At 55.8% G+C, this 25,093-nt stretch carries 21 protein-coding genes, 1 tRNA gene and 1 other RNA gene; 7 read left to right on the top strand and 16 right to left on the bottom strand.

Translation table 11 applies throughout. From position 1 onward, the window contains the following. The first annotated feature begins 49 nt into the window (after positions 1-49). On the top strand, positions 50-1,243 hold the full coding sequence (locus tag VFO10_RS03520; RefSeq protein ID WP_325137297.1) for a class I SAM-dependent RNA methyltransferase: 1,194 nt from the start codon (positions 50-52) through the stop codon (positions 1,241-1,243). A gap of 42 nt (positions 1,244-1,285) precedes the next feature. On the opposite strand, the gene VFO10_RS03515 is transcribed toward VFO10_RS03520, so the two are convergent. Next, the gene (locus tag VFO10_RS03515; protein ID WP_325137296.1) at positions 1,286-1,675 is read right to left on the bottom strand and encodes a CBS domain-containing protein; all 390 of its coding nucleotides are present in this window, start codon (positions 1,673-1,675) and stop codon (positions 1,286-1,288) included. A 232-nt stretch (positions 1,676-1,907) separates the two neighbouring features. Here VFO10_RS03515 and VFO10_RS03510 point away from each other — a divergent pair, with 232 nt between their 5' ends. Together VFO10_RS03510 and VFO10_RS03505 are read left to right on the top strand one after the other, a co-directional pair. Then, the gene (locus VFO10_RS03510) at positions 1,908-2,507 is read left to right on the top strand and encodes a hypothetical protein (RefSeq protein WP_325137295.1); all 600 of its coding nucleotides are present in this window, start codon (positions 1,908-1,910) and stop codon (positions 2,505-2,507) included. A 285-nt stretch (positions 2,508-2,792) separates the two neighbouring features. Further along, complete coding sequence (locus tag VFO10_RS03505) at positions 2,793-3,716, top strand: hypothetical protein (protein WP_325137294.1); 924 nt, start codon at positions 2,793-2,795, stop codon at positions 3,714-3,716. A gap of 80 nt (positions 3,717-3,796) precedes the next feature. On the opposite strand, the gene VFO10_RS03500 is transcribed toward VFO10_RS03505, so the two are convergent. Genes VFO10_RS03500 through VFO10_RS03490 form a run of 3 tightly spaced genes read right to left on the bottom strand, consistent with a single transcriptional unit; the run spans position 3,797 to position 6,362 of the window. Continuing rightward, entirely contained in the window at positions 3,797-4,591 is a 795-nt protein-coding gene (locus VFO10_RS03500) for a hypothetical protein (protein ID WP_325137293.1), read from the bottom strand. Positions 4,592-4,635: 44 nt separating this feature from the next. Continuing rightward, entirely contained in the window at positions 4,636-5,502 is an 867-nt protein-coding gene (locus VFO10_RS03495) for a DUF4382 domain-containing protein (RefSeq protein WP_325137292.1), read from the bottom strand. An 8-nt stretch (positions 5,503-5,510) separates the two neighbouring features. Then, positions 5,511-6,362 carry a TIGR02147 family protein gene (locus tag VFO10_RS03490; RefSeq protein WP_325137291.1) on the bottom strand — a complete coding sequence of 284 codons (852 nt, stop codon included), beginning with the start codon at positions 6,360-6,362 and terminating at the stop codon, positions 5,511-5,513. A 278-nt stretch (positions 6,363-6,640) separates the two neighbouring features. Here VFO10_RS03490 and VFO10_RS03485 point away from each other — a divergent pair, with 278 nt between their 5' ends. Both VFO10_RS03485 and VFO10_RS03480 read left to right on the top strand, forming a co-directional pair. Continuing rightward, the gene (locus tag VFO10_RS03485) at positions 6,641-7,306 is read left to right on the top strand and encodes a hypothetical protein (RefSeq protein WP_325137290.1); all 666 of its coding nucleotides are present in this window, start codon (positions 6,641-6,643) and stop codon (positions 7,304-7,306) included. Between the two features lie 30 nt (positions 7,307-7,336). Further along, positions 7,337-7,768 carry a hypothetical protein gene (locus VFO10_RS03480; protein ID WP_325137289.1) on the top strand — a complete coding sequence of 144 codons (432 nt, stop codon included), beginning with the start codon at positions 7,337-7,339 and terminating at the stop codon, positions 7,766-7,768. Here the strand turns inward: VFO10_RS03480 and VFO10_RS03475 are convergent, their stop codons facing one another. The 5 genes from VFO10_RS03475 to VFO10_RS03455 form a co-directional block, all read right to left on the bottom strand. Continuing rightward, entirely contained in the window at positions 7,769-8,560 is a 792-nt protein-coding gene (locus VFO10_RS03475; protein ID WP_325137288.1) for a TrmH family RNA methyltransferase, read from the bottom strand. A 1-nt stretch (position 8,561) separates the two neighbouring features. Continuing rightward, positions 8,562-9,422: a class I SAM-dependent methyltransferase gene (locus VFO10_RS03470; protein ID WP_325137287.1), complete on the bottom strand. Its 861-nt coding sequence runs from the start codon at positions 9,420-9,422 to the stop codon at positions 8,562-8,564. Positions 9,423-9,475: 53 nt separating this feature from the next. Then, positions 9,476-10,582, bottom strand: a complete 1,107-nt coding sequence (gene ald / locus VFO10_RS03465; RefSeq protein ID WP_325137286.1) for an alanine dehydrogenase — start codon at positions 10,580-10,582, stop codon at positions 9,476-9,478. A 69-nt stretch (positions 10,583-10,651) separates the two neighbouring features. Next, complete coding sequence (locus VFO10_RS03460) at positions 10,652-11,431, bottom strand: MBL fold metallo-hydrolase (RefSeq protein ID WP_325137285.1); 780 nt, start codon at positions 11,429-11,431, stop codon at positions 10,652-10,654. 39 nt (positions 11,432-11,470) lie between these two features. Next, a complete protein-coding gene (locus tag VFO10_RS03455) occupies positions 11,471-12,931 on the bottom strand; it encodes a RecQ family ATP-dependent DNA helicase (RefSeq protein WP_325137284.1) in 1,461 nt (486 codons plus the stop codon). Between the two features lie 122 nt (positions 12,932-13,053). Here VFO10_RS03455 and VFO10_RS03450 point away from each other — a divergent pair, with 122 nt between their 5' ends. Next, a complete protein-coding gene (locus VFO10_RS03450; RefSeq protein WP_325137283.1) occupies positions 13,054-14,253 on the top strand; it encodes an aspartate kinase in 1,200 nt (399 codons plus the stop codon). Positions 14,254-14,310: 57 nt separating this feature from the next. Then, positions 14,311-17,055 (top strand): ATP-binding protein, encoded by a 2,745-nt coding sequence (locus VFO10_RS03445; protein ID WP_325137282.1) that lies wholly within the window; start codon positions 14,311-14,313, stop codon positions 17,053-17,055. On the opposite strand, the gene VFO10_RS03440 is transcribed toward VFO10_RS03445, so the two are convergent. The 7 genes from VFO10_RS03440 to VFO10_RS03410 form a co-directional block, all read right to left on the bottom strand. Beyond that, the gene (locus VFO10_RS03440; protein ID WP_325137281.1) at positions 17,052-17,870 is read right to left on the bottom strand and encodes a hypothetical protein; all 819 of its coding nucleotides are present in this window, start codon (positions 17,868-17,870) and stop codon (positions 17,052-17,054) included. The genes VFO10_RS03445 and VFO10_RS03440 overlap by 4 nt on opposite strands. Before the next feature lie 40 nt (positions 17,871-17,910). Next, positions 17,911-18,396 carry a hypothetical protein gene (locus tag VFO10_RS03435; protein ID WP_325137280.1) on the bottom strand — a complete coding sequence of 162 codons (486 nt, stop codon included), beginning with the start codon at positions 18,394-18,396 and terminating at the stop codon, positions 17,911-17,913. An 8-nt stretch (positions 18,397-18,404) separates the two neighbouring features. After that, positions 18,405-18,980: a GTPase domain-containing protein gene (locus VFO10_RS03430; protein ID WP_325137279.1), complete on the bottom strand. Its 576-nt coding sequence runs from the start codon at positions 18,978-18,980 to the stop codon at positions 18,405-18,407. 23 nt (positions 18,981-19,003) lie between these two features. Next, positions 19,004-21,841: a DNA polymerase III subunit gamma/tau gene (dnaX, locus tag VFO10_RS03425; protein ID WP_325137278.1), complete on the bottom strand. Its 2,838-nt coding sequence runs from the start codon at positions 21,839-21,841 to the stop codon at positions 19,004-19,006. Between the two features lie 86 nt (positions 21,842-21,927). Continuing rightward, positions 21,928-22,024, bottom strand: an RNA gene (gene ffs / locus VFO10_RS03420) — signal recognition particle sRNA small type. A 22-nt stretch (positions 22,025-22,046) separates the two neighbouring features. Then, a tRNA-Ser gene (locus tag VFO10_RS03415) sits at positions 22,047-22,136 on the bottom strand. Positions 22,137-22,278: 142 nt separating this feature from the next. Continuing rightward, positions 22,279-25,077 (bottom strand): 2-oxoglutarate dehydrogenase E1 component, encoded by a 2,799-nt coding sequence (locus VFO10_RS03410; protein ID WP_325137277.1) that lies wholly within the window; start codon positions 25,075-25,077, stop codon positions 22,279-22,281. Positions 25,078-25,093 lie beyond the last annotated feature (16 nt).

Below are 25,093 nucleotides of genomic sequence, written 5' to 3'. Positions count from 1 at the left end.
TGCAAAGAGGTGTTCAGAAATACCTGAATCCAGGGCGGGAGTAAATAACTTGAACGCTTCCTATATCGCAATCTGCTCGCAAGACATCATCGACGCCACGGTCCAGGAACTCGAAAGCTATGGTGCCACCAAAGTCGAAAAAGGCTATAAAGCCGTCTACTTCGAGGCCGATCAGGAGCTCGCGTATCGCCTGCATCTCATGCTGCAAACGCCCAGTCGCATCCTGGAAGTCGTGCGCCGTGGAGGAGCGGGAAGTCTGGCAGTTGTGACGAATCAAGCTCGCAAGGTCAAGTGGGAAGAGTACTTCCGTCCCGACAGCACCTACCTCGTTGAAGGGGTTGCGGGTGATCGTGGCCCCACAGCGCCCACCGCAACGCTGATTAGCAAAGCTGTGCGCCTGGGCATCGAAGATGCGTTCAAGAAGATGGAGCGGCCTTTGCCCAAGGTCGATCTGAAAGATCCCAAAATCAAGGTCGTCGCCTTTTTGCTCGGCGGGGAATTAACCATTAGCGTCGATTCCTCGGGGAAATCCATGCACAAGCGCGGCTATCGCGGTGAAGGTCACCCGGCGCCGATCAAGGAAATCCTTGCCGCCGGACTCCTGCGCCTCGCCGGTTATGATGGTTCGCAGAACCTCTATGACCCGATGTGCGGCAGCGGCACGATCGTGATCGAAGGCGCGTTCATGGCTTTGGAAAAGGCGCCTTTGATCCACCGGAAAAAAGGCCAGTTTGGCTTCGAAAATTTTGCGAAGTTTGATGCACAGCTGTGGCGCAAGGTTCAGGACGCTTGCCGTGAGCAGCGTCTGAGTGAGCCCAAAGCCGGGCTTTTCGCCAGCGACATCAGCCGCAATTATATAGACGCCGCGCGTGAAAACGCCCTGAGGGCGCGCGTGGAAAAATACATTCAGTTCCGCAGCGGTTCCTTCTTCGATCTGAAAGCACCCGCTGAAAGCGGTCTTTTGATCAGCAACTTTCCTTATGGCGAGCGTATCGGCAAGAGGGATGAAGAGGAGCTCATCAATTTTTATAAGAAGGTGGGTGACACCTTAAAGCAAAAATACGCAGGCTGGACCGCAGCGCTGTTGGTCGGAGAAGACACTCCCTATAAGTTCATCGGCCTGCGCCCCCGCAGAAAGATTCCGATCGACAACGGCGGCATTCCCTGCCGGCTTTTGATTTTCAATCTTTATGCCGGCAAGAAATATAGCGATCAGGACCAGCAGGACGCGGACGCAGAATAAAAAGCCCCAGGCGGCGAACACTCCTTCGCCGCCCGCTCCTCCTCAACTTTCCCCCAGCACACGCAAAGCATCCGTGTAGGTGAAAATTCCGGTGAGCCTGCTGCGACTGTCGCACACCAGGACGGATCCGATATGGGCCGCGGCCATCTTTTGAGCCACATCGCGAAGCGATTCCGATTCGGACACCAGGACGGGATCATAGACCATCGCATCCTTCACCTTCAGATCCTGGCCTACGCCCGGCAGCGTGCGGATGTAAGTCAGATCCCGTTCCGAGAGCAGTCCCACGATACGACCACCCGAGAGCACAGGCAGATGACGAATATCATGCCGGCCCATAATTTTTCGGGCCTCTTCCAGCGGCTGACCTGGTTCGATGGAATGCGGTGTGCGGGTCATGAATTTTGCGATGGGTTCGCGGTTTTTTTCCATGGACTCTCCCTCCTTCGTGATTTACACAGAAATTTCAGCCTTTCGGCCCTACCCCACCTTTATTTTCCAGTCATCTCCGGTCTCTGGATGAATTGAACGTACACAGAGTGACCGTAAACCGGCGCGATCCTGGCGGAAATCGCCCCCTTTTTTTTGTGTATCAAGACGCGCCCGCCAATGACCGAACAGTTACATAACACTCAGCAATAATCGTGCAAAAAGGGAGAGCAACGTGAGAACGTTTTCGTCAATTTCGGTTTTGGCGTTCTGTGGCATGCTCGCGGCCTGCTCGGGCAGCGAATTCAAAACCGGCTCAACATCTTCTGGAGAAAGCCCTGCAACGCCGGAAGCCGTCACTCAGGAAACCATCGACTCCACCGCGGAGCAGGTCCCTGGCACGATGCCTTCAGATCCCATGGACCCTGCAGCGCCTCCCGCGACGCCTTTGGTCAACGCCGAGGATAAGACAGCGCTGAACGAATGCATCAAACAGTGGGGCAATTCGCCCTTCACGCCGCAGGAAATCGCACAGCCCAAGCTTGTCGACATCTCGGATACGGTGAACAACAATAGCGTGATTTATACCGACGATAAGATTACGACCAAACCCACGCTCTTTCTTGTCAATTTCAATATCACCGTTGGTAACAACGGGCAGCTTGCTTTTCTGAATCCCAAAGGCTGGTATTGCTTCAACGTGAAAGCCAAGGTCATCAATAATTTTGTGATCAATGCCGCCTGCGATACGCATGTTGCGATTGTTTCCAAGCAGGCCCAGAACGATAAGAACTTCATGATCACACGGCAGCAGCCCTGTCCCGCTGCGCCCTGATTCTTACGTTTCACTTCTGACACGCGTTACTCTCCGCAATCTACACAAGTTTTCAGGGCGCTTCGGTTGAACACCGCAGGCGCCTTGTTCATTTTCCTTTAAGGATTTCCAAGGATTGGAAAAACCCCAATGCTATCAGGGTCTACACAAAATCTGCAGAAATCACTTTTTTACCGGCCGGTAATTGCCTGCGGTAAGGGGCTTTATCGCAAGGGGAAAATCAGGGTAGCTTGGAATGAGGGGGGCAGCTCCGAAGGGTAGGATGTAGTTCTTGGAGGAGATAACATGAAACTTGGATTTCAACATTTAGTCTGCCTTGGTTTGCCTTTCGTTCTGGCTGCTTGTGGTAGCGATACACCGTCCTTCGTCGAGAAGCCAGAAGGCATTATCACTCTTACTCTGGATAAATCCGCAACCGATGACGATTCCTTCGATATGGATGAATTGATGGGTGAAGACGCTGAAAGCGCCGACGCCATCGCCTACTCAGGTGACTTTTCTGAAACAGGCGAAGCCATGGATGCGGCGGAAACCGGGGAAGCCATGGATGCGGCGGAAGACGTCACCAAAGGCAAGAACGGTCGTGGCAAAAACAAAAACAGCAACAACGTGGCCAGCAACGACAGCTCCGACTCCGCATCATCAGCCGATGCCATGCCTGTGACCAACACGCCTGATTCTGCTAGCGGCAGCAACACACCTGACTCGGGCACAGGAACAGGCTCGGGTTCCACAGGTGGCAGCACAGGCAGCACGCCTGATTCCAGCTTTGACAGCAAAGCCGTCGCCAAAGCCTGCTTGCCCCACTTCCGCGGTCTGAGCCAGAAGATCAAAGTGGTCGACCCCTCGGCTACAAACGATTTGCGGGTGGCTCCTGGCACTGTGCTCGCCTTTAAGCTGACTGGCAACTATTCCAGCATGAATCTTTATCTGCCCGCAGGTAACGATGTCCCAGGTGTCTGCTTCTTCGTGGCTGGTAATAAAGCTGAAGTGAAGTTCACGACAGGTTCGCAGATCAACGGCCTCGCTTACATAGCCGCAGGTAACCAGTCTTCGGGTGCGATCGAATTCCTTGGAGGAAGCCCTATTCGCTCGCATATCGAACTCAAAGGTAACCAGGCTGCTCTGAATGTGGTCGGTCTTGATTCCAAACTCTGTCAAGGTGCGAACCTGAAGGGGAACGATCCTCAGTTTCAATGTAATCCCTGATCTCTGAAGTCCCTCGATGCAGTATGAAAAAAGCGGAACCCCACCGGGATTCCGCTTCTTCCTTTGAGCCTAAAGAAGGATCAAGGCTTCTGACACGAGACAGCCGCCTGATCACAGGGATAGGTTCCCTCACCTTTCATGACAATGCTCGGCTGATTGCCATTGGCATCGACCTGAAGATTTTCGATCACGCCGTCCTTGCTGATGGAACCCTCGACCAAAGCCTTGTTGCCGCGAGCTTTGATAAAGATCCTGCCCACCGAGACGCCGATATCCATGGTCACATGACTCTGATTTCCAGCCAGGAAAAGGCAGATGGCCGATACGCGTGCACCGGGAGCGTCGCCGGTCATCTTCAGGTTCACGACGTTTTGATTGCCGGTCACCTTCAAGGCAAAGGCATCACCAGGGGCCATGGTCAGACTCTTTTGATTGCCACTGACTTTGACGCGACTCTTATTGATACCGGCCGCGGAGGCGCATTCTCCGGCATCAGCATCACCGCCTTTCCCGGCTTCTTTGCCGTTTCCCTTGTCGCTGCCCTTATCGGAACCTTTGCCGCTGGTGCCATCCGATGAATCCGTGCTGTCATCACCCCCCGTGCCGGTGGTGGTTCCACCCTTCCCGCTGCCGCTGTCACCGGCATCGGCGCCGGTCCCTGCTCCGCCGCCTGAATCCTTGCTGTCCACACCGGCGTCCGGACCCTCTACCGTGGCCGTTGTGGTGCCAGGAGCGGCTGTGGCGTCTGCATTGGGATCCACGATCTTGATGTCGTAGTTGTCACCCGCATTCTTGTCTTCCGAAAACTTACCCTTCGAGCAGCTGATGGACAAAATCATCCCGAGTCCAATAACCAGGTTTGGCCATGGTTTCATTTTTTTCTCCAATGTGTCTTAGGCGAACGAGCTGGAATCTATTTTTAAGGCAGTTTGACCTTTGTATCCTCGTCATTATTATCGCTGCTTCCCGCTTTGACCACGACGTCATCGACGTCACCGACCGCAGTCTTGTTACGGAAGACTCGCAGGTCATAGGTTCCAGGCTCAAGGAAGGCGAGCTTGAACTGACCATTCTTAACAGTGGTCGAGGTGATGGCGTTTTCACAGGAGTCATCGCTGTCCTTGGTCGCGCCATCGGCGTAAACGCAGACCACGGAACCGTTCTCACCTTCACCCGCGGCGCTGCCGGACTTGCGGTCGTCGGTCATGCGCAGGACGGGTTTCAGAAGATATTTGCTCTTGCTGCCGTTGCCGGCGGACTTGATGGACTTGCGCAGGTCGAAGTCGATCGTGAAGGCCATGGGCTCGCCATCAACCTTGGTAAAGCTGGTCATAAGTTTCAAGCCCGACTCCGAGCCGCTTGGAATCACGAGCGAGTGTTCCACGCCCTCGTTATCAACCAGGCGTCCAGGGGCTTCCTCGGCCAGGATTAAACGGGTCTGGGTATAGGTTCCAGCCGGTAGATCCTCGATGGAGGCCAGCAGCTCGGTGGCTCCGTTCTGCAGCTGCAGCAGGTCGATTTCCGCATCAGTTTCCAAAGGAATGCTGATCCAGCTGCCTTCAGCCTGCGCAACCTGAATGCTTTCCACAGAGATATACACATGCCGCGCCTCTTCCACCGGGGCATCGGTGATCGAGAAGGTCAGGGCCGGAGACTTTGCAGGATCAGGAGGCTGCTGGCTATCAGGATCCGTTATTTCGGGATTGCCGCCAAGGGTTCCTCCACAGGCGTCGATAACGAGCACGCACACTGCGGCCTTCATGATGTTGACTATATCCTTCAGCATTCGTGCCCTCACTCGGTAAAGGGAAAGAGTTGGATGTTAATCTGATAGATCTCATCGCCGACTCCGGCCCGATCCGCTTCATCCAGGAGTTGCAGTTGGAACGTGTGGATCATCGCGCGCAATTTCTTCGCGGTTTCTTCATTCACACTGACAGTCACAGCACTCACGTCACGCCGCTGGCCGCTGATGGAAGTCAAAGCTGCCTTGGCGTGATCGATCATACTGCTGTGGTAACTGACTAGCGCCATACCTTTGATGCGGTGACCCGTGCTCACGCGGTCTTTGGTCTGGCGATAGGTTTTTAGTTCCGGATCAAAGACGATCAGGTTGAGCCGTTCCAGAAGTTCCAGGCTGGTCTTGACCTGAGCCGGCTTCAGGTTCGGGATGATGCGCTTGGCAATCCAGTTCACATCCGCTTGGAAGCCTTGAGTGCCAATCAATTCCCAGATCACAGGATTATACCAGACCGAGAAGTATTCCAGCATATCCTTGTCGAGCTCATCGGGCAGCGTTTTCCTTTTGAGCGTCTGCAGCTTTTGAAAGTATTCCTCGCGCTTGACCGAGGTCTTCGCGTTGCAGAAGGATACGAGGGCGCTCAGATAATGAGCCTCAGCGGCTTCAAGGTCCAGCTTTTCTATGACGCTCACTGCGGCCTTGTCCGTCAGGGGACGATAGCCATGAACGATCTGGTGCATGACGGTCGTGGCTTTGAAACCAAGGTCCTCAGCAAATTTTTGATAGGAATACTCGCCCGCCTCTTTTCTGTGCTCATAGAGCGCCTTGAAGAAGAGGCGATAGTCGAGATAGGCACTCGGCTTCACATCCTTCTTCACGATCTCTTTTAGTCCTGGCTTCTTCAATCTAAAGCTCCATTACTCTGACGCATGAATCGAGGGTCTGGTGTACTTATCGGATTTTTTATTCAAAACTTTAGCACTTTTTGTGTACAAAATATTTTTCCAACCCACTGTTTTCGCTTCACTTATCAAAATCATTGGAAATGACACCCTGAAAATTTGTGTACGGGTCAAATGAGGGCAGGCAAGGCCCTGTTATGACTTTCGAAGGGAGCCGTCTTTAAAATTTTCCCAGCGAGGTCCGATAGTGTCACTACGGTTTTCAATTCCTGGAGGGACCAATGAAAATGAAACCGCAGTCCATCATCCAGCCACTCTTTGTGTATGGATCCATTGTATTGTTACTCGCGTGTAATACTCCACCCTCTTCGGAGTCCGAAGAGGAAGGTCCTGCGGATGTGGAAGCCGTCTACTTCAATCTCTCTAAAGACGCTCAGACCGAAGTCCTGGGCACCCAGATCAAATCCACGAGTGACATGCGCAAGGAACTTTTGGCCAAGGCGGATGCGGATGGCGACGGTCAGCTGAGCGAGGCCGAGAAAGCCAGTCTGCGCGCCGAGCTGAAATCCTTGAAGGATGAGATGAAGGCCGAACTGAAAAGCGAAGTGGACAAGGACGCGGATGGATCCGTCAGCGATGACGAGAAAAAAGCCGCCTTGGAATCCATGGGCCAGAAGATCAAGGAAGCCATCCAGGACAAACATGAAGAACTGCGGGCGGCACGACAGGCTGCTCGTGAGCGGATTAAAGCCGCCTGCTCCCAGGTGCGTGGCCAGGGTTCGGACGAGGACCTGGCGGCCGATCTGGAAGCCTGCCGCGCTGTGGCTGCCGATGAGCGGGAGAAGCTTCATGCGCTTCTGAAAGACAGCCTGGAAGCCTTGAAGGCTGAGATCGAAGAACTGAAAGGCCTGCTTGTGACAGTCGAAACGCAGACCGCAACGCTTTAACCATCGAGTGACCACGATAGGAGAGGGACCATGAAAGTTAAGTACATGAGCATGATCGGCTGTCTTTCCATGATGTTGATGTCCTGCGGACTTTTGGAAAGCGAGAGCAAGGGCCGCCGGAACAGGGACCTGACGTCCGAGGCGCAACCCGGCACCGGCGATGCGGTCGCGGACGAAGGCGACCCCGCGGCCAAGCCGCCCGTGGATCCGACCATGCCGCCTGTGGATCCTGCGATGGCTTTGACCGGCAAGGATCTTTACGCGAAGCTCTGCGCGAGCTGTCACGGGAAATTCGAAGAGTCTGAAATCGGTAAAACCCAGATGAATAAACTGAACATGGCGATTGCCTCAGTTCCGGATATGGCGGGTCTGAAAGACACCAAGGAAGTGGACCTGGAAGCCATCGTCGCCGCCTTGAGCGAACTGCCTCCTGGCAAGGGCAAAGGCAAGCCCGCCGAGTGATTACGGCGTCCAACGCTGCCGCAGGGCCTCATAGAGAATAACGGCGCCCGCCACCGACACATTCAAAGAGTCGGCAAGGCCCTGCATCGGAATCTTCACCGGAATATTTTCAAGCTTGCTCCAGGCCGGGGAAAGACCCCAGGCCTCGGATCCGAGTACGATAGCCAAAGGACCTCGCAGATCGGCCTGGAAATGATAGGCTTCCGCAAAAGGGGATGCGGTCAGAATCCGAATCTTCTTCTGCGCGCAGTAGGCCGCGAAAGTTTCATGATCGGTGATGATCAAAGGCCGGGTGAATAGAGCGCCCACACTGGCCCGCAAAGCATTTGGATTATAAGGATCGGCCTTGGGATCGAGCACGACGATGGCATCCACGCCGGCCCCATCCGCGCTGCGCGCGAGCGCTCCGAAATTCCCGGGTTTTTCGATGTTTTCCAGCACCAAGAGCCAGGGATCGGGTTTATTCGGAAGGCTTGTGAAATCAAAAGTCTTCTGCTCCAAAACCGCAACCAGACCATCACTGCCTTCACGCACAGCGAGCTTGGCAAAGACCTCGCTCGTGATGTTCAGCTTCAGCCTGTCGTCGATACGGGTGCTCAGGTCCCGGGCCTCGGGGCTTAAAACGTCATGACAGACGTAAAGGGATCTCAGAACATAAGCACTCGCCAGCGCGCGATCGATTTCCCGCGCGCCTTCCAGAACGAAAAGCCCGGTCTGCCTCCGCGCCTTGCTTTCCCGCAGTTTGATGACATCCTTGATCTTCTGATTCTGGGGGCTTGTGATGGTGATCATGTTAATCCCGAATAAACCAGGTGTTGGATCCGCTGGGCAAAGCCCGACCGGAATCCTTTTCCCGAACCAGCATTTCCTCTTCGATAAAACGTCCCGGAACCGGGCCGATCAGCGGCAAAAGGAGATTCCGCATGGCCACGGGCGTATAGCCGTTGGAGTGCGAACTCAAGAGAATGAATTTGAAATCCGGCGCCAAAAGTTCTTTCAGCCCATCAAGCAAAGGCACAAGGTGCTCTTCGATCTTCCAGACTTCATTCTTCGTGCCGCGGCCAAAGCTGGGAGGATCAAGAATGATACCGTGATATTTTTTCTCGCGCCGCACTTCGCGCGCGACATACTTTTGAACATCCTCGACGAGCCAGCGAATTTCCGCCGAAGCGAGTTCGTTCAGCTCCGCATTCTGCCGGGCCCACGCGACCGAAGTTTTCGAGGCATCGACATGAGCGACCTTCGCTCCGCCCTGCGCGGCCGCCAGGGTCGAACCGCCGGTATAGGCGAAAAGATTCAGAACGTGAAATTCACGACCCTCGCGGGAGCCATCATAGCAAAGCTTACGGATGCGCTGCCAGTTGCTCGCCTGCTCGGCGAACAGCCCAAGGTGACCAAAGTCGGTCAGGTCCATCTGCAGCCTCAGTCCACCGTAATCTATAACAAACTGATCCTTCATCTTCTTATTGAAGAAGGTCCATTTGCCATCACCACCGCTGAAGCGTGCATAGCGCGCATCCACACGGTTCCATTGTTCTTCACCGAGCCTGGGGGTCCACACGGCCTGGGGCGAGGGACGCACCATGCGATAAGGTCCAACCTGTTCAAGCTTTTGAAAGTTTCCGGAGTCGATCAGTGTGTAGGTCATATCCATGGGAAGAGGAACCTTGTGCAGGGGGCCCCGAAAGGCCCCTTGGAGGCTGGAAATTAGAAAGTTACGCGCTCATAGGGAAGACCGAGGGCTTCCGCAACCGCACCGTACGTGACCTTGCCTTGATAGGTGTTGAGTCCCAAAGTCAAAGCCGGCGAATCGCGCAGAGCCTTTTCGAGGCCTTTGTTCGCGAGTTCCATCGCATATTTCAGCGTCACGTTGGTGAGCGCATAGGTCGAAGTCTTGGGAACGTCACCCGGAATGTTCGTCACACCGTAGTGCAGAACGTTTTCTTCCACGAACACGGGATTGTCGTGCGTGGTGGGACGAATCGTTTCAATACAGCCGCCCTGGTCGATCGCAACGTCGACGATAGCCGAACCTGGCTCCATCGTACGAACCATGTCACGGGTCACAAGGCGCGGGGCTTTCGCACCGGCGATCAGAACCGCACCGACGACGAGGTCAGATTCCGCAACAGCGTCGGCGATATTTTCAGGGTTCGACATCATGGTGTCGATGTCATGGCCGAAGATATCATCAAGATAAGCAAGGCGCGCGGCATTCACATCGAGGATGGTGACGCGAGCGCCCAGGCCGATCGCCATCTTCGCGGCATGCACGCCGACAACGCCGCCGCCCACGATCGAAACGCGACCGCGACGCACACCGGGAACGCCGCCGAGCAGAAGGCCTTTGCCACCGGAATGCTTCTGGAGGCACTGCGCACCGACCTGGACCGACATGCGGCCGGCGACTTCACTCATCGGCGTCAGCAAGGGCAAGGAGCCGTTGGCGAGCTGAATGGTTTCATAGGCGATCGAGTTCACGCCGCGCTTCACCAGTTCATGACCCAGTTCCTGAGCCGCTGCGAGGTGAAGGTAGGTATAAAGAATCTGGCCTTTGCGCATCAGGGCGAATTCCTGCGCGATCGGCTCTTTCACTTTGATGATCATGTCGGCGCTGCCCCAGATTTCTGCGGCGGATCCGATCATCGTGGCCCCGGCGGCCAAATATTTTTCGTCAGGGATCCCAGCGCCGAGACCGGCACTTTTTTCGACCAACACTCGATGGCCTGCGTCCACCAACATTTTTACGCCACCTGGAACGATGGCCACTCGATTCTCGCGGTTCTTAATTTCCTTGGGAACACCGATGATCATACGTGCTGACCTTTGCCTTAAAATGTCTCAAAAAACGCTGTGATTGCCCCTCGCGATCACCGCACGTTCTTACGATACGGTAGCCCCCAGGTCAATCGTCATTCCATCGTAAGCCAGCTCCACGCCCGGCGGCATTTCTGCGTTATGTTTGGCATAGTCCACATCATGGGCCAGATGGGAAATGATGCCGCGTTTCACGCCGAGTTGGCGAAAGAGTTCAATGGTTTCCGGGATGACACTGTGAGCCTTATGGGTGCCAAAATGAATTCCACTGGCCACCATGGTATGAATGTGTCCGCGCCACTTTTCGATGACATCCGCGGGGAAGCGTTTGAAATCCGTGGCATAGACGAAGTTTCCGAAGCGAAACCCGCAGGTGTTGACATGGCCATGCGGAAGGCGGACCGGCTCAATGACGAAGCTGCCCAGGTTAAACTGATTGAGCGGCATGGCTTTCAGGTTGACCTGGGGCGTAGCGCCTTGATAGCCCGTGTCCTCAAATGCGTAGCGGAAGCGTTCCCGAAATTCGGCGTGATACTCTTCCATCAGATAGCAGTCCACAGCCTTGCGGCTGCGAAAGTAAAAGCCGCGCAGATCATCGAAGCCCTGCGTGTGATCGGCATGCGTGTGCGTGTACAGAACTGCGGAGATATCGACGATGCCGGCCGCCAGGACCTGCAGCCGCATTTCGGGAGAGGTATCGATGAGCAGGGTTTCGGAACCCTCTTGCACCGCTATCGAGGCACGGGTCCTCTTATTGCGAATATCCGGGCTCCTACAGACAGCACAGGGACAGCCAATGACCGGCACGCCTGTGGACGTACCCGAGCCCAAAATCGTAATTTTCACGAGAATCGCTCCCTCTTGTGGGCTGCCTCGGGCGTCTCTTCAGCGGAAGTAACCTTCGATGTAAAGTCGCGGGCAGCTCGCCTGCTTGACAAGTTTGTGCATGGCGTTGAGCTTATCGAATTTCCATGCTACCTGCTTGCGGAGAGCTTGTAAAAGGCTATCCAGAGTATGGGCATCATCCCCTGCGGTCACAAAGGATTCCCAATCCCCGAAGATGCTGCTCTCGGGCGGCAGGTCCGTGAGGCAGAAGGCCTGCTCGCGATACAGAAAATCCATAGCGGTCCGAATCGTATCGCGATCCAGATCGGTTTGCACAACGAGCTTCTGCAAAAGTTCCGTCTCGCGATAGCCGCTGCGCTGCTGAAAAAGATCGAGCAGTATGCCGTGGACCTTCAAAAGATCCATCTCGGTCGGATAGCTTTTCTCGATCATGAACTTTTGAATGTAATAATCGCGCGGGCCATAATGCAGATGACAGAGGGCCTGAGCACCGTCGCGTCCGGCCCGGCCGATTTCCTGAGTATAGGACTCGACCGAGCATGGCATGTTTGCATGATAAACATAGCGAATCGAAGGCAGGTTGATGCCCATGCCGAAGGCTTTGGTGGCGACCATCACCTGCAGTTTCTGCTCGCAAAAAGCCTCCTGCGCCCGCATGCGTTCATCATTCCGCATGCCGCCATGGTAAAGGCCGACCGGAATTTTCGCCTGCCTGAGCTTATGGAACATCTCTTCGGCGGACTTCCTGGTCGCGGCATAGACGATACCCTGCCCTTCCGCTTCCTTCAGGCTTTCCACGACCCGCAGCTTCTGCGAATCCACCTTATCGTGTCGATGCACGATGAGTTCAAGGTTATCGCGTGGCGCCGCGCGCAAGATCTGTTTGGGTTCCCGCATGCCCAGGATGCGGATGATCTCGCGGCGTTCATCCGCCGTGACGGTGGCCGTCAAAGCCATGCGCGGCGCGGGGCCGATCTCATCGAGATAGGTGCCCAGGCGGCGATACTCGGCGCGGAAGCCCATACCCCATTGATGCACGCAGTGCGCCTCATCAATGGCAATCAGAGCCAGAGGAAGATCCTTCAAAAGATCACGGAAGCCAGGCAAAGCCAGACGCTCCGGTGATACGTAAAGGACTTTCAGCTTCTGGGCGAGAATCTTCTCCCGCGCTTCGCGTTTTTCATCCATCGACATCATGCTGTCGAAGGACAATGAAGGAATGGAAAGTTCCTGCAGCTGACGCTGCTGATCGCGCATCAGGGCGATGAGCGGCGACACCACCAGCACAAGGCCAGGGGAAACCAGAGCGGGAATGAGATAACAAAAGCTTTTGCCGCCACCGGTCGGGACGACGACGAAACAATCGTGTCCGTTCAAAACTTCGGTAACGGCTTCCACTTGATAGTCATAAAGGCGAGGAACACCTAAGCGCGCGGCCATCTGTTCGAAGAGAGGACGACCCGGCGAGGCGATTCCAGCCTGGAGTATATTCTCGTGCATTGCGCTTCCTGCGGAGACCATGCCGGCCCAGCAATCTTTGCTTTTCAAGTCCGGGTATATCTTGTAACAGATAGCTGCTATTTTTGCATAAGTTTGTGCAATAGGCGAGAAGGATCAAAAGCTTGAGTCTTTTCATACAAAAGTATGGCGGCACGTCCGTGGGCACGTTGGAGCGCATTCGCAGCGTCGCTGAACACATTGCCGCCACGTATCGTCAGGGTCATCGTCTGGTCATCGTCGTCAGTGCCATGGGTCAGCAAACGGACGAGCTTCTCGATATGGCTCTGGCTTTAAGCCCGGAGCCGCCGCAGCGGGAAGTGGATATGCTGCTGTCGGTTGGTGAGCGCATCAGCATGTCGCTGCTCGCCATTGCTTTGAACGACATGAAGGTGCCGACCGTTTCCTTTACGGGTTCGCAGAGCGGCATCCTCACCGATGATACGCATGGCAACGCCAAGATTCAAAGGATCCTCGGCGATCGCATTCGCAAAGCGCTCGATGCGAATAAACTCGTCATCGTTGCGGGATTCCAGGGCATGTCTGAGGCCGGCAAAGAGATCACCACGCTGGGTCGCGGCGGATCGGATCTGACTGCTATCGCTCTGGCCCATACGCTGAAAGCCGATCGCTGCCAGATCTATAAGGATGTGGATGGGGTTTGCTCGGCGGATCCGCGCCTTGTTCCGGCTGCGAAGGTGATGCCGACCATGAGCTGGGATAGCCTCAGCCACCTGACCTGGTATGGGTCCGGTGTGGTGCATAACCGCGGCGTTCACCTCGCCAAGAAATTTCAAATTCCGCTCGAGATTCGCTCGAGTTTCAATCTGGAAACCCCAGGAACCCTGGTAGGGGAGAGCAGGACCGTGGAAAAAGCCGTTGTTCACGCCATCACGCATCGCAAGGATCTGAGCTGGATCCGCCTTCTCGGTTGCGAAGCCGGAACGATCAGTCCGGTCCTTACGTACCTCTACACTCTGGGTGAACATCCGCTTTTCGTGCAGCAGCAGGAGACGGATCAGGGTTTCACCATGGACCTCGTGCTCGGCAGTAAATTCAAAGACAAGCTCGCCGCCTTTTTGCAAAAGGAGGCACCTGCTGCGAAGATCATCGAACGCGGCCATGGCCTCGCCTGCATCACGCTCGTCGGCGATGGATTCTGGCAGCAGCCTGAACTCCTGGCCCGCATGGTGCAAAGCCTTGGCCGCAAGCCTTTGCTGTTCGACTGTAAAAACGCATTTGCGAATCTTCTTATCCCTCAGGAAAATCTGGAGGCGAGCCTGCGCGCTCTGCATCATGATTTGATTGAGGCGGTTGTTCTGTAGACGTGAACTTTGACCCTCCTCGAAGCCTCTGTGATAATGGAGCTTGAGGAGGTTACGATGCATCACCAGGCCCTCACCATCCTGCTCTGTCTCCTGCTGCTCTCCCCTTTGAGGGTTTTTACCCAAGAGCTGCATTTTGAAATCAACTCCTTGTCCGCCATCAAACGCGCGCTGCAGACCGATCCCCGGGCTTTGAAGCAGTCGGCGGAAAGTCGTCTGCAAAAGTACAGCGCCGCACCACGCGGGGTTGTCTGGGTGCAGGCTTTCGTTGCCTACACACTGGCGGTCAATGAACTCGGTTCCCTGGAGCCCCTGCGTTTGCGTTTTGCCGAACTGGAAGCGGCCATGCAGGAAGCGGAGAAACTCGGACTCTACGAAGAGCTGATCCTTCTCCGCTACGTGTGGATTTTCGTTCCGAACCTCGAAGGGAGAATCCGCGAGGAGCTGCCTTCTTTGAAAGAACTCGTGACGCTCGCGGACCGATACCGGATTCCCGCCGCGCAGGTCAAAACCCGCATGGACCTTTCCTATAACATGCGGGAGCGTGGTGATACCAGACAGGCCCTGGCGCTGCTGAATGAGATGAATGATATCGTCAAAGCCCATCCGGAAATCGATCTGGTCGACAGGCTCATCGTTCAGAATCAATCGGCCATTTCCTTTCTCAAGCAGGGGCAGCACGAACAGGCTTCCGCCATTCACGAGGCCATCGCCGCTGTGTGTCGACGGGAGGGATTCAGTTATCTCGGCTCCATCATGGAAAATCATCTGGGTGACTATCATGCCGCGAAAAACGATGCGGCCTCGCTCGAACAGGCGGAAATGCATTATCGGAACGCCCTTCAGATTACGAAAAAACAAGGCAATGAATGGCTGGAGGCCACTGTGTCTTTGAATCTGGCCCAGGTTCATCTGCACCGCGGCGAGCGGGACAAGGCCCAGGCTCTGGCGGAAAAAGCCGGAGCGCTCTTTAAATCCAATGATGATAGCCCCGGGGTGGCCGACGCCGCCAATACCCTCGGTTTGATTGCGATCGAAAACCATCAGTGGCGCGAGGCCATGACCCAGCTGGATCGAGCCGAAAAAATATATAGGGAAACCGACTACAGGGAAAGCATTCGGGGGATCATGGAGGCCCGCTCCCGACTTTATGAGGGCATGGGCGATATGAAGCGGGCCCTGGATCTCCTGAAGGGCTTTGTTGCGGAATTCAAGAAGGATGTGAACGATAGAAATCAGAAGAGCATTGCCGAGCTGCTCGTGAACACCGGACTTAAAGTCGAGGCCGAGCGCAACAAGGGGCTGCAGAAGGAGAATGAACTGCAGGCCCAGGAAATCTCGGCGGCGCGGAAGATTCGTGTGGCTCTGGTCGTGGTTGCTGTTCTCGCTTTAGGCATCCTTCTTCTTCTGATTCAAAAGCATCAGGGTTCGCTGCAGATTCAGGAGAGCAAGCTCAAGATGCAACGAATCCTGGATCATATCGAGGAAGGGATATTCACCATCAATGCCCAGCTGCATATCGAGGGTGAATCCTCCGCCTATCTGCAGCAGATTTTTGAACTGCACGAAGCCCCGACGGGACATGATGCTCTGGATATACTTCTGGGCCCGAGCCAGCTGAATGCTGAAGAGCGCAGCATGGTGCGGGAGGTTCTTCGCGCCTGTATTCATGAAGATGCCGTGGCCTTTGATCTGAACGCGGCGCACCTGCCGAAGGAGCTGCAGATCCATGGCCAGTCCACGCGCACGGTTCAGGTGCATTGGACTCCGCTTTTTGATAAGGACAAAAAGATTCATGGCTTCCTTGTCAATCTACACGACGCCACCGAGGAACGACGCCTCGCTGCGGCTGTCGAAGCCGAGAAGAGCAAGAGTCAGGAGCGTGAGCATCGCATTCTGGAAATCGTGCGCGCCGACCGCACGGCCCTGCGCAAGGCCTTTGCGGACGCGCATCGGGTGATTGATAACCTTGAGCAGAAGTCTTTGACGGAAGAGCAGATTCAGGATGCGTTCCGTGATCTGCATACGATCAAGGGCGTGGCGCGAACCCTCGGCATGCGGGCCATGAGCCTTGGCAGTCATGAATTGGAAGGCAAACTCCTGGACTTAAGGGGCGAGGAGACGGTCGATGTTTCCCTTTGGGAACAGCACCTTGGACAATTCCGTTCGATTGTCCAGGACTACGAGACGCTGGTCCAGCAGATCGAACAGGGGAACGTCATCAATCATGCGGAAGACGGCAACCTTGCGCGTGAAGTCGGTCGTCATCAGAACATGGTGGCGAAGCTGCTCAAAAGGCAGAAGGTGGACTGTGAAAGTTTCGAGGTTATTGATGAGGTGGTGCACTGGCCCGAGCAGCTTCTGCAGGCCACGGGTGAGGTGCTGGTGCATGGCCTGACCAACAGCGTGGATCATGGCTTCAATCTTCCCAAAGTCCGCGGCCTTCAGGTTTCTTCCGCCCGTTTCCGCATCCGGGCTCAATTGGAACACGGAGGAACGATCCGACTCGAAGTGAAAGATAACGGCCAGGGTTTGGATCTGGATCTTCTGAAAGCTCTTGCGCGGCAGAGAGCCTGGTCCGGTCAGACCTTTGCCGAACTCACGCCTATGCTGTTTTTGGATGGGCTTTCGACAGCGGAAAAGGCCACGGCCACGAGTGGTCGTGGCGTCGGCCTCGCGGCGATCCGGGCGATTGCTGAGAAGTGGCAAGGATCGGCGGAAATCATGCCGAATGCCAGCGGCGGGGGCTGCTGCCTGACGGTTCGCTTGAAAACATTAAAACCACTGGCAGCTTCCGCTTAATCCATGGGAGCGGAAACACCCACGAAGAGGCCGGGATTGTTCGATGAATGCAGGCGGAGGAAGGTGAATCCCAGCTCCGGCTGCAGTCCGTCGCGGCGCCAGATGGCGGCAATTCCAAAGCGCAGATAAAGACCGACGCCATCATCAATGCGATCATTCAGGACCTTGCCTTCATCCAGACCGGCAGGCAGGGTCACAGTCGCATTGCTGAGACCAAGGTCGGCATCCAAACGCAGGGCTATCATTTCGTAAGGTGCGATCAGATCGCTGACGCCGACGCTTAAACCGGCGCTGGTCACGGAAACGTTCGCGGCGGCAACGCCGGCTCCCAGGTTATCGGAGGCCTTGCCGGAACCGGTCAGGTAATGCAGGCGGCCGGTCAGGAATAAATCCCTCCAGAGAAGCCAGTAGATGCCACCATCAAGGCTCGTACCCACGAAGCTGTCGCCGATTCCAAGGTTGATCGCACCAAGGCCCACGCCCCAGGACAGTTCGGGAAGCGGAGTGATGATGCGGAAATGCTTTTCGGGATTGCGGGCTTTCTCGTCCTCGATCACTTCCATTTCATAGGAGCGGTAAAGAGGAGCCCATCTCTGCGTGATCTTGATCATGCGGCTTTTGTTGCGGATTTCCACCACTTCACCGACGGCTGCGAGCTGGCCGTCACCGGAAAAGACGCCGACCTTATCACCGATGGTCAGACGTTTGGTTTGAACTTCACAAAGCGTCTGCTGCTTGTCACATTTGAAGGGCATGGCGAACGCGGGAGCGGCCACGAGAAGGCACAGGAGACTACTGATCCATGGCATGCGCATGAGGGAAGGCTCCTCCACAGTCGGTTTCAGGTCCAGGAATCTATTTTACCAGATCCGGACCGTTTTCCGCCATGAGCTGAGTCAGGCGCTTTTGAACCTCCTCATCCATTTCCAGGATCGAGAACTCATCATGGAGCGTGCCTGCGAAGACCTGCATGGCTTTGTTGTAAGCGACGCGCACGGAACCCTGGGGCAGAGCGCGCAGAATATCGACGATGCGCAGCCAATCGGAAGCTCCCTGTGCGACAGCGGGATCGACTTTCATCAGGTAAAGCAGCGAGGGCTCCTTGCCTTCGGCTTTTAGTGGGGGTTCCACGACGATGATGGGTTCGATGCGATCGGCCAGCTCGGACCGGCCCAGGGCCTTGGCGGCTATGATTTGCGCCTGTTTGGAAACGGCGAGCGTCGGTTCCACGAAACGGGTCAGTCCGAAAAATCCTTCCGGGTCTGACGGGAAGCGCATGATGCCTTTGGCGTCGAAGGTTTGCAGAAGGACGGTGATGCGGGGGGCTTTGAAAGGCTGCATGCCGAATCCTATTTCCCAAGCTCATCCAGGATGAGGCCTGAAATTTTTTGAATGGTTTCCAAAGTGCCGATGTGCTGCGTGGCCACTGCTTCAATATCAGCGAGGCCGTTGGGATTCAACTCCTGTTTCAAAACATCCAGCGCAATGGCCTCTTCGTGATCGCGCTTATTGTACTGGATGACCCGCGGCAGGGCGGAAAAGTTAATGCCCTCCTGGGTCAGAAGCTCTTTGGTGTGCTGCCAGGAATCCAGATTTTCCTGCAAAGCGCTGAGGCAGCTGTCGACGACGAACACGAGGCCGTCAATTCCCTTGAGGAGGACCATGTTGAACGTCGGATAGAGGCCGTGTTCGGGCATGGTGTAGACATGGAGTTTGACGTGAAAATCCTTGAGCTGACCCAAAGAGAGCGGGATGAATTCATAGGGCGCGAAGTTATCGGCGATGAATTCTGCGGGCTCCCGGGTCAGGCGGATGGAACTTCTTCTGTAGATGGAGCGAAGGTTCGCGGTCTTACCTGCGCCCGGGGCGCCGAGATAAAGGACTTTGCAATGGATTTCGCGTGTTTCGAAGTTTGCATAGGCCATCGGCGCTCTTCCCATTCTGTGGACTATTGAAGCTCGATTTGTTCAATTGTACCACCAAAACGGGAAATTACCTCACGGGTCATGGGGTGTTCCTCCAAACGCGCGCGCAGATGCTCACGGGCGACTTCGCGTTCGCGGTTTTTGACGTCCAACAGCGTTTCGCCTAGATCCGGCGCCTGGCCGGCTGCCGATTTCCCGGGATGCGCATCGGCTTTGGGCACGGCTTCGAGTATGCCTTTGAAGCCGAAAAGCTGCGTGAACTGTTCCATAAGACGTTTGCGAACGTCCTGCTGAAGCAGCTTGCCGCCCGCCATGCTCGTGGGTTCGACCGCTAGGCGGATCCGCTGCGGGGTGTATTCCAAAAGATAGGCTTCCTCGAGAACGCGACCCTGGAGTGGTTTTTGTTTTTTCCATTCATCGACGAATGCACGCCAGTTTTCGGGCCAGAACGGTTCCCAAGGCGCTTCGGCGACCGGGGCCGGCGCAACTTCGACTTTCGGAGGCGCGGGAGGCGGCGCGGGAGTATTCGCATCCCTGCGAGCCATCTGCTTCAGAAAGCTTTCGTTCTTCGGAGGCTCGGGCGGCGCGGGCTCGTCCATGGGTGCGGCCACGGCGCCTTGCCTGGCGGCTTCTTCCTGCAGAACCCAGGGCGGGACATCGTCGTCGCTTAAATCAAAGGGAGGCGGTTCAGGAGGCATGGCCGGACCATTCATGCGAGTGGTTCCGCCTGTTTTAATAAGTGCTGCAGGTTTCGCTTCTGCGCGCGCCGCAGGCTGAGCCTTCGCCGCTGAAGCAGAGTTCTGCGCGGCCGAGTCCAGGAGCGAGCGCAGTGATTTGGGAGCCGGGCCTGCTGGTGCGGGTTCGGCTGCAGGTGGCGACGCGCTTTCCATTTGAGATGGTGGCGTATGTTCCGCTGCAGGCTTTGCTTTCTCAAGCAATGCCGTAATTTCAGGGTTCGATGACGCTGGCCTGGTATTTTCTTCAGGTTTTGCAGCTTCAGCAGCTGGCGTGTGAGCGACTGTCTTCGCAGACTCAGGCTCGCCGGGAGAATTGGATTTCGCCGTGTGGGGCGCTCCCATCGCCGAAAGTTGGGCTTCCTTCGCTGCACGCAAAGGATTTAACGTAGGCTGTGCTGCTGCCGCAGCAACCTGAGCGGCTTGAGCCGCTTGGGCCATGGCCAGTTTCTGTACAAGAGATGACGGCATCGCACCGGTCTGGGGCATCGGCTGCGCTGAAGATTGACTGATAGCAGGCTGCGCTGAAGACTGACTCATGGCAGAACCCAGCGGCTGTGCCGAAGACTGACTGATCGCTGCTGAAGTTGGAGGCAGTGGCGGCTGAGATATTGCCATCGGCTGCGCCGAAGCCTGGCTAATTGTCGACGGTCCTGAAACTGGAGGCCCTGGCTTATCAAAGCCAGCCTGAGACGGCGATACACCCACCTGTGGTGATTTGACTCCCGTCTGACTCATCGGTGTTGAAGCCAAAGGCTTATCAAGCGAGGCCTGAGGCCCTAAACCTTTCCCCACAGAAGGCGCCGCAGGCTTCGCCATAGGCGCAGGCTGAGGCGCTGATGTCGGTGCCGCGGCCGGACGTGCAGCTGGTGCTGACGCCGACGGTGCCGAAGTCTTCCAACGCTCCCGCAAATTAATCGCAGGACCTTCCGCGGGCGCCGCCTGAGGCGCAGGACGTGCGGCGGCGATCTGTGGCATCGGCTGACCGCTGGCCATGATATTCATAAGTGTCTGCAGATCCGGGAGCCCCGGATCAAAGCACCACTCCAGACAATAATTTTCCAAAATAAAACGATCCAGATCCGCATGCCGCAGATCATCGAGACATTTCGCAAGCTGACGGAAAAGGCGATTCAAATCCATCGGCGCCGCTTTTTCACCCAGCTCCAACAGCATCTGCTGCTCCCGATCCTCCAGCTCCAAAAGCTGAAGATCGATCGCCTGACCCTTCAAATCCCTTAAAATAAAGGCATTCCGACAAGCCTTGGCCGTTTCCTCGACCAAAGTGCTCATCGCGAGGCCTTCCTGATCCCAGCGCGCGATCACTTCCAAAATCTGCGATGCATCCTTCCGCAAAAGACCATCGAGCAGCTCCAGAACCGGCAAGGCCTGGCTGCTGCTGCCCACCATGTTCTTCAGAGCCTCAAGGCTCACCTGACCACCGCCCACGGCAATCGCCTGATCGAGCATGGTCAAGGCATCCCGCATCGAACCACGACCCTCTCGGGCCACAATCGCCAGCGCCCCTTCATCGAACGGAATCCCTTCCGCTGTCAGAATCGAACGCACGCGATCCGCAATCACCGGCCGGCTGATCTTCTGCAGGTGAAAAGTCTGGCAACGGCTCTGGATGGTTTCCGGAACCTTATGCAGCTCGGTCGTCGCAAAAATAAAGACGACATGCTGCGGCGGCTCTTCAAGCGTCTTCAAAAGCGCATTGAAGGCACTGATCGAAAGCATGTGCACTTCGTCGATGATGTAAATCTTATAGGTCGAACGCTGCGGAACATAGCTCAGCGTCTCCTGCAAAGCCCGCACATCATCCACGCCCGTATTGGACGCTCCGTCGATTTCCAGGACGTCCTCATGATTGCCGGACGCAATCGCCACGCAGCTCGCGCACTCGTCGCAGGGCTCCGCTGTGGGTCCATTCTCGCAATTGAGAGCTTTCGCATAAATCCGGGCACTGGTGGTCTTGCCGACTCCACGAACGCCGGTAAAGATCACGCTATGCGGTTCACGACGGAGGCGAATGGCGTTGGTCAACGCGAGGGTTGTGGATTCCTGACCCACCATATCCACAAATCGACGGGGGCGATATTTACGGGCCAAAGAAACGTAAGACACGGGGAACTCCCTCGGCAGAAAAAATTCTGGATGAATGTTTTTCGCTGATTGGGAGCGGAAGAACAAGATGCAAAAAAGCGCACTGTGATAGCTGGATGGCCCGAACACCTACTGACACCCGCTACCGTTGCTACCTTCCGGTCCTGGCGGGGTTCACGGAGCAATACCATCCGGAATCCAGCTATCACACTGCGCTTCAAAACACTGGCGGAGAGAGGGGGATTCGAACCCCCGAGGCAGTTTCCCACCTACACGCTTTCCAGGCGTGCGCCTTCAACCACTCGGCCACCTCTCCTAAACTGACGAATCTTGCGTCAGCGAAGTGGAAAAGACGCTAATGATTTTGGGAAGTGAAGTCAAGGCGTATTTGGACGGCAAAGGCAGGAAGGATGAGGGAAACAGGTCTCCGGCCATAATGTGACCGGAGACAGGATGCGTTACTTGGTCTTTTTGGCTTTTTTATCAGCCTTTTCTGGCAGCGTCAGCGCTTCCTGGAGGATGCGCTTCTGCTCCTTCTCGTGCACCTTGGTGTAGCCTTCTGCCGTGGTACCCGCATCGCGGCGACCGCAGTAGTAGAGCTCCTGAGTCTCGTTGCAGAGAGCCTCAAGCCGATGACGGATGAACGTCCAGGCGCCCATGTTGGAAGGCTCTTCCTGCACCCACAGAATCTCTGTGGCTTCAGGATAGCTGGCCATGATCTTCTTCAGCTGCTCTTCCGGGAAGGGATAAAGCTGCTCGATACGAACCAGGGCCACCTGCTCGGCCACGCCGAGCTCATTGCGCTCCTTGTCGAGTTCGAAGAAGACTTTACCCGTACAGAAGACCACGCGGCGAACCTTGCTCTTGGTCTTCTGCGAAAGATCATCAATGACTTCCACAAAGCGGCCATCGACGAATTCCTTGGTCTTCGACACCACAGCCGGGTGACGGAGCAAACTCTTCGGTGTCATGATCACCAAGGGTTTGCGGAAGGGACGATGGAGCTGACGGCGCAGGATGTGGAACAGCTGAGCCGGAGTCGTCAGGTTAGCGACCTGAATATTGCTGTCCCCGCAGAGCTGCAGGAAGCGTTCAGGACGCGCGCTGGAGTGCTCAGGGCCCATGCCTTCATAACCGTGAGGCAGAAGGAGGACAAGGCCCGAGGCCTGTTTCCACTTGGCTTCCGAAGCGGCGAGGAACTGGTCGATGATGATCTGAGCGCCGTTGCAGAAGTCACCGAACTGAGCTTCCCAAAGGACGAGAGCATCACGATCCGCTACCGAGTATCCAAATTCAAAGCCCATCACGCCCTGCTCGGAGAGCGGGCTGTTGATCACTTCCACCTGAGCCTGTCCTTGGCCGAGCTGATTCAAAAGTTCCAAGGGCTTGCCGGTTTCAAAATCCCGAATCACAGCGTGACGGTGCGAGAAGGTCCCGCGTTTGCAGTCCTGACCGGACAGGCGAACATGCTTGCCCTCCAGCGCAAGGCTTCCGTACGCAAGCATTTCAGCAAGGCCCCAATCTATGTTGCCTTCGCCTTCCACCATTTCCTGGCGGGATTTCAGCAAACGCTCGATCTTGGGATTCGGCTTGAATCCAGCGGGCACCTTGGTGGCGTTGGCCACGATCTCTTTTACAACGTTGACCTTGATTCCAGTCTCAGCCGGACGGAAGAGATCCTCTTCGGTGGCCTTCACATGCTTGGTGCTGTTTTCAAGCTCACGGGGAACGGTCGGGAGTATCTTCACCTGACCCGCGCGAACCTTTTCCATTCCGGTCTGCAGCATATCGCGGAAGTTCTTCATTTCCGCGACGATCGCATCCTGGGTCATCACGCCTTCTTTCACCAGTTTTTCGCCAAACTGCGTGAGGACGGTCGGATGATTGCGGATGATCTGATACATGACCGGCTGGGTGAAGCTCGGTTCATCGGTTTCGTTGTGACCATGACGGCGGTAACCGATCAGATCGATCACAACGTCTTTCTTGAATTTCTGACGGTAGGCGGTTGCCATGCGGCCCGCCCACACCACGGCTTCGGCGTCATCGGCATTCACGTGCAGCACAGGGGCGCGCACGATCTTGGCGATGTCCGAAGAATAGCGGCAGGAGCGGCCTTCTTCCGGATCGGTGGTGAAGCCGACCTGGTTGTTCGAAATGATGTGAACCGTTCCACCTGTTTTGTAAGACGCCAGCTCGGAAAGGTTCAAGGTTTCAGCCACCAGACCCTGACCGATAAAGGCCGCGTCGCCGTGAATCAAAACCGGGAGCACCTTGTCACCATGCGGATCGTTCAGCATGCGCTGACGGGCGCGGGCAAAGCCTTCCACGACAGGGTTCACAGCTTCAAGGTGCGAAGGGTTCGGTGACAGGTAAGCGCGAACCTTGTCGCCGCTCATCGTCTCGATCAGCGACGCATAGCCCTTGTGATACTTCACATCGCCGTCGATGCCGTAGGTTTCGATCTCGCTGCCTTCGAATTCCTTGATCATGAGTTCGTAAGGCTTGCCCATGAAGTTGGCGAGAACGTTGAGGCGGCCGCGGTGGGCCATACCCATTTCGATCTCTTCCACCTGGGATTTCGCTGCTTCATCGGCAACGACATCAAGGAGGACCATCATGGTGTCGAGACCTTCGATCGAAAAACGCTTCTGACCGAGGTAGCGGTCCTGAAGGAATTTCTCGAAGCCTTCGGTCTGGGTGAGTTTTTTCAGAATGCGGACCTTGGTCGCATTGTCGATCGCGGGACGGTTGCGGGTGGTTTCCATCTGCTGCTGCAGCCATTCCAGGGCTTCATTATCAGGAAGTTCGCGGAAATCAGCACCGATGGTGCGCGTGTAAGTATCCTGAAGGAGCGAGTGCACTTCACCAAAGCTGACAGGACCTTTGACCGGCAGCGTCGCCGGATGAAAGGTCTGGCTGTCTGTGACGTTACCGAGACCTGCCTTGGCTGGCAAAAGGTCGCTGGCCAGAGGAGGCTTGGGGGCCAAAGGATTCAGGTTTGCTGAGAGATGGCCAAGACGGCGGAAAAGGTTGATGAAGTGCTCAACCCTGGCTTCCGAATCATCCTGGGCACCGACGCCGGCCGAGACTCCCTTGGAACTCGATGCGGCGAATTCATATCCTTCAAAAAACAGCTTCCACTGAGGGTCCACAGCATCCGGATTATTCTTGTATTCCTTATAAAGGCTCTCCAGGTAGGCTACGTTAGCACCATTCGCATAGGTGAACTTCCCGCCGTCGATGACACCTTTCATCTCTTGAATCCTTCTT

Source organism: Oligoflexus sp. (assembly GCF_035712445.1).
Taxonomy (GTDB): Bacteria; Bdellovibrionota_B; Oligoflexia; order Oligoflexales; family Oligoflexaceae; genus Oligoflexus.
Note: the sequence above shows the minus strand (reverse complement) of the source record. Positions and strands in the feature narration are given on the sequence as shown.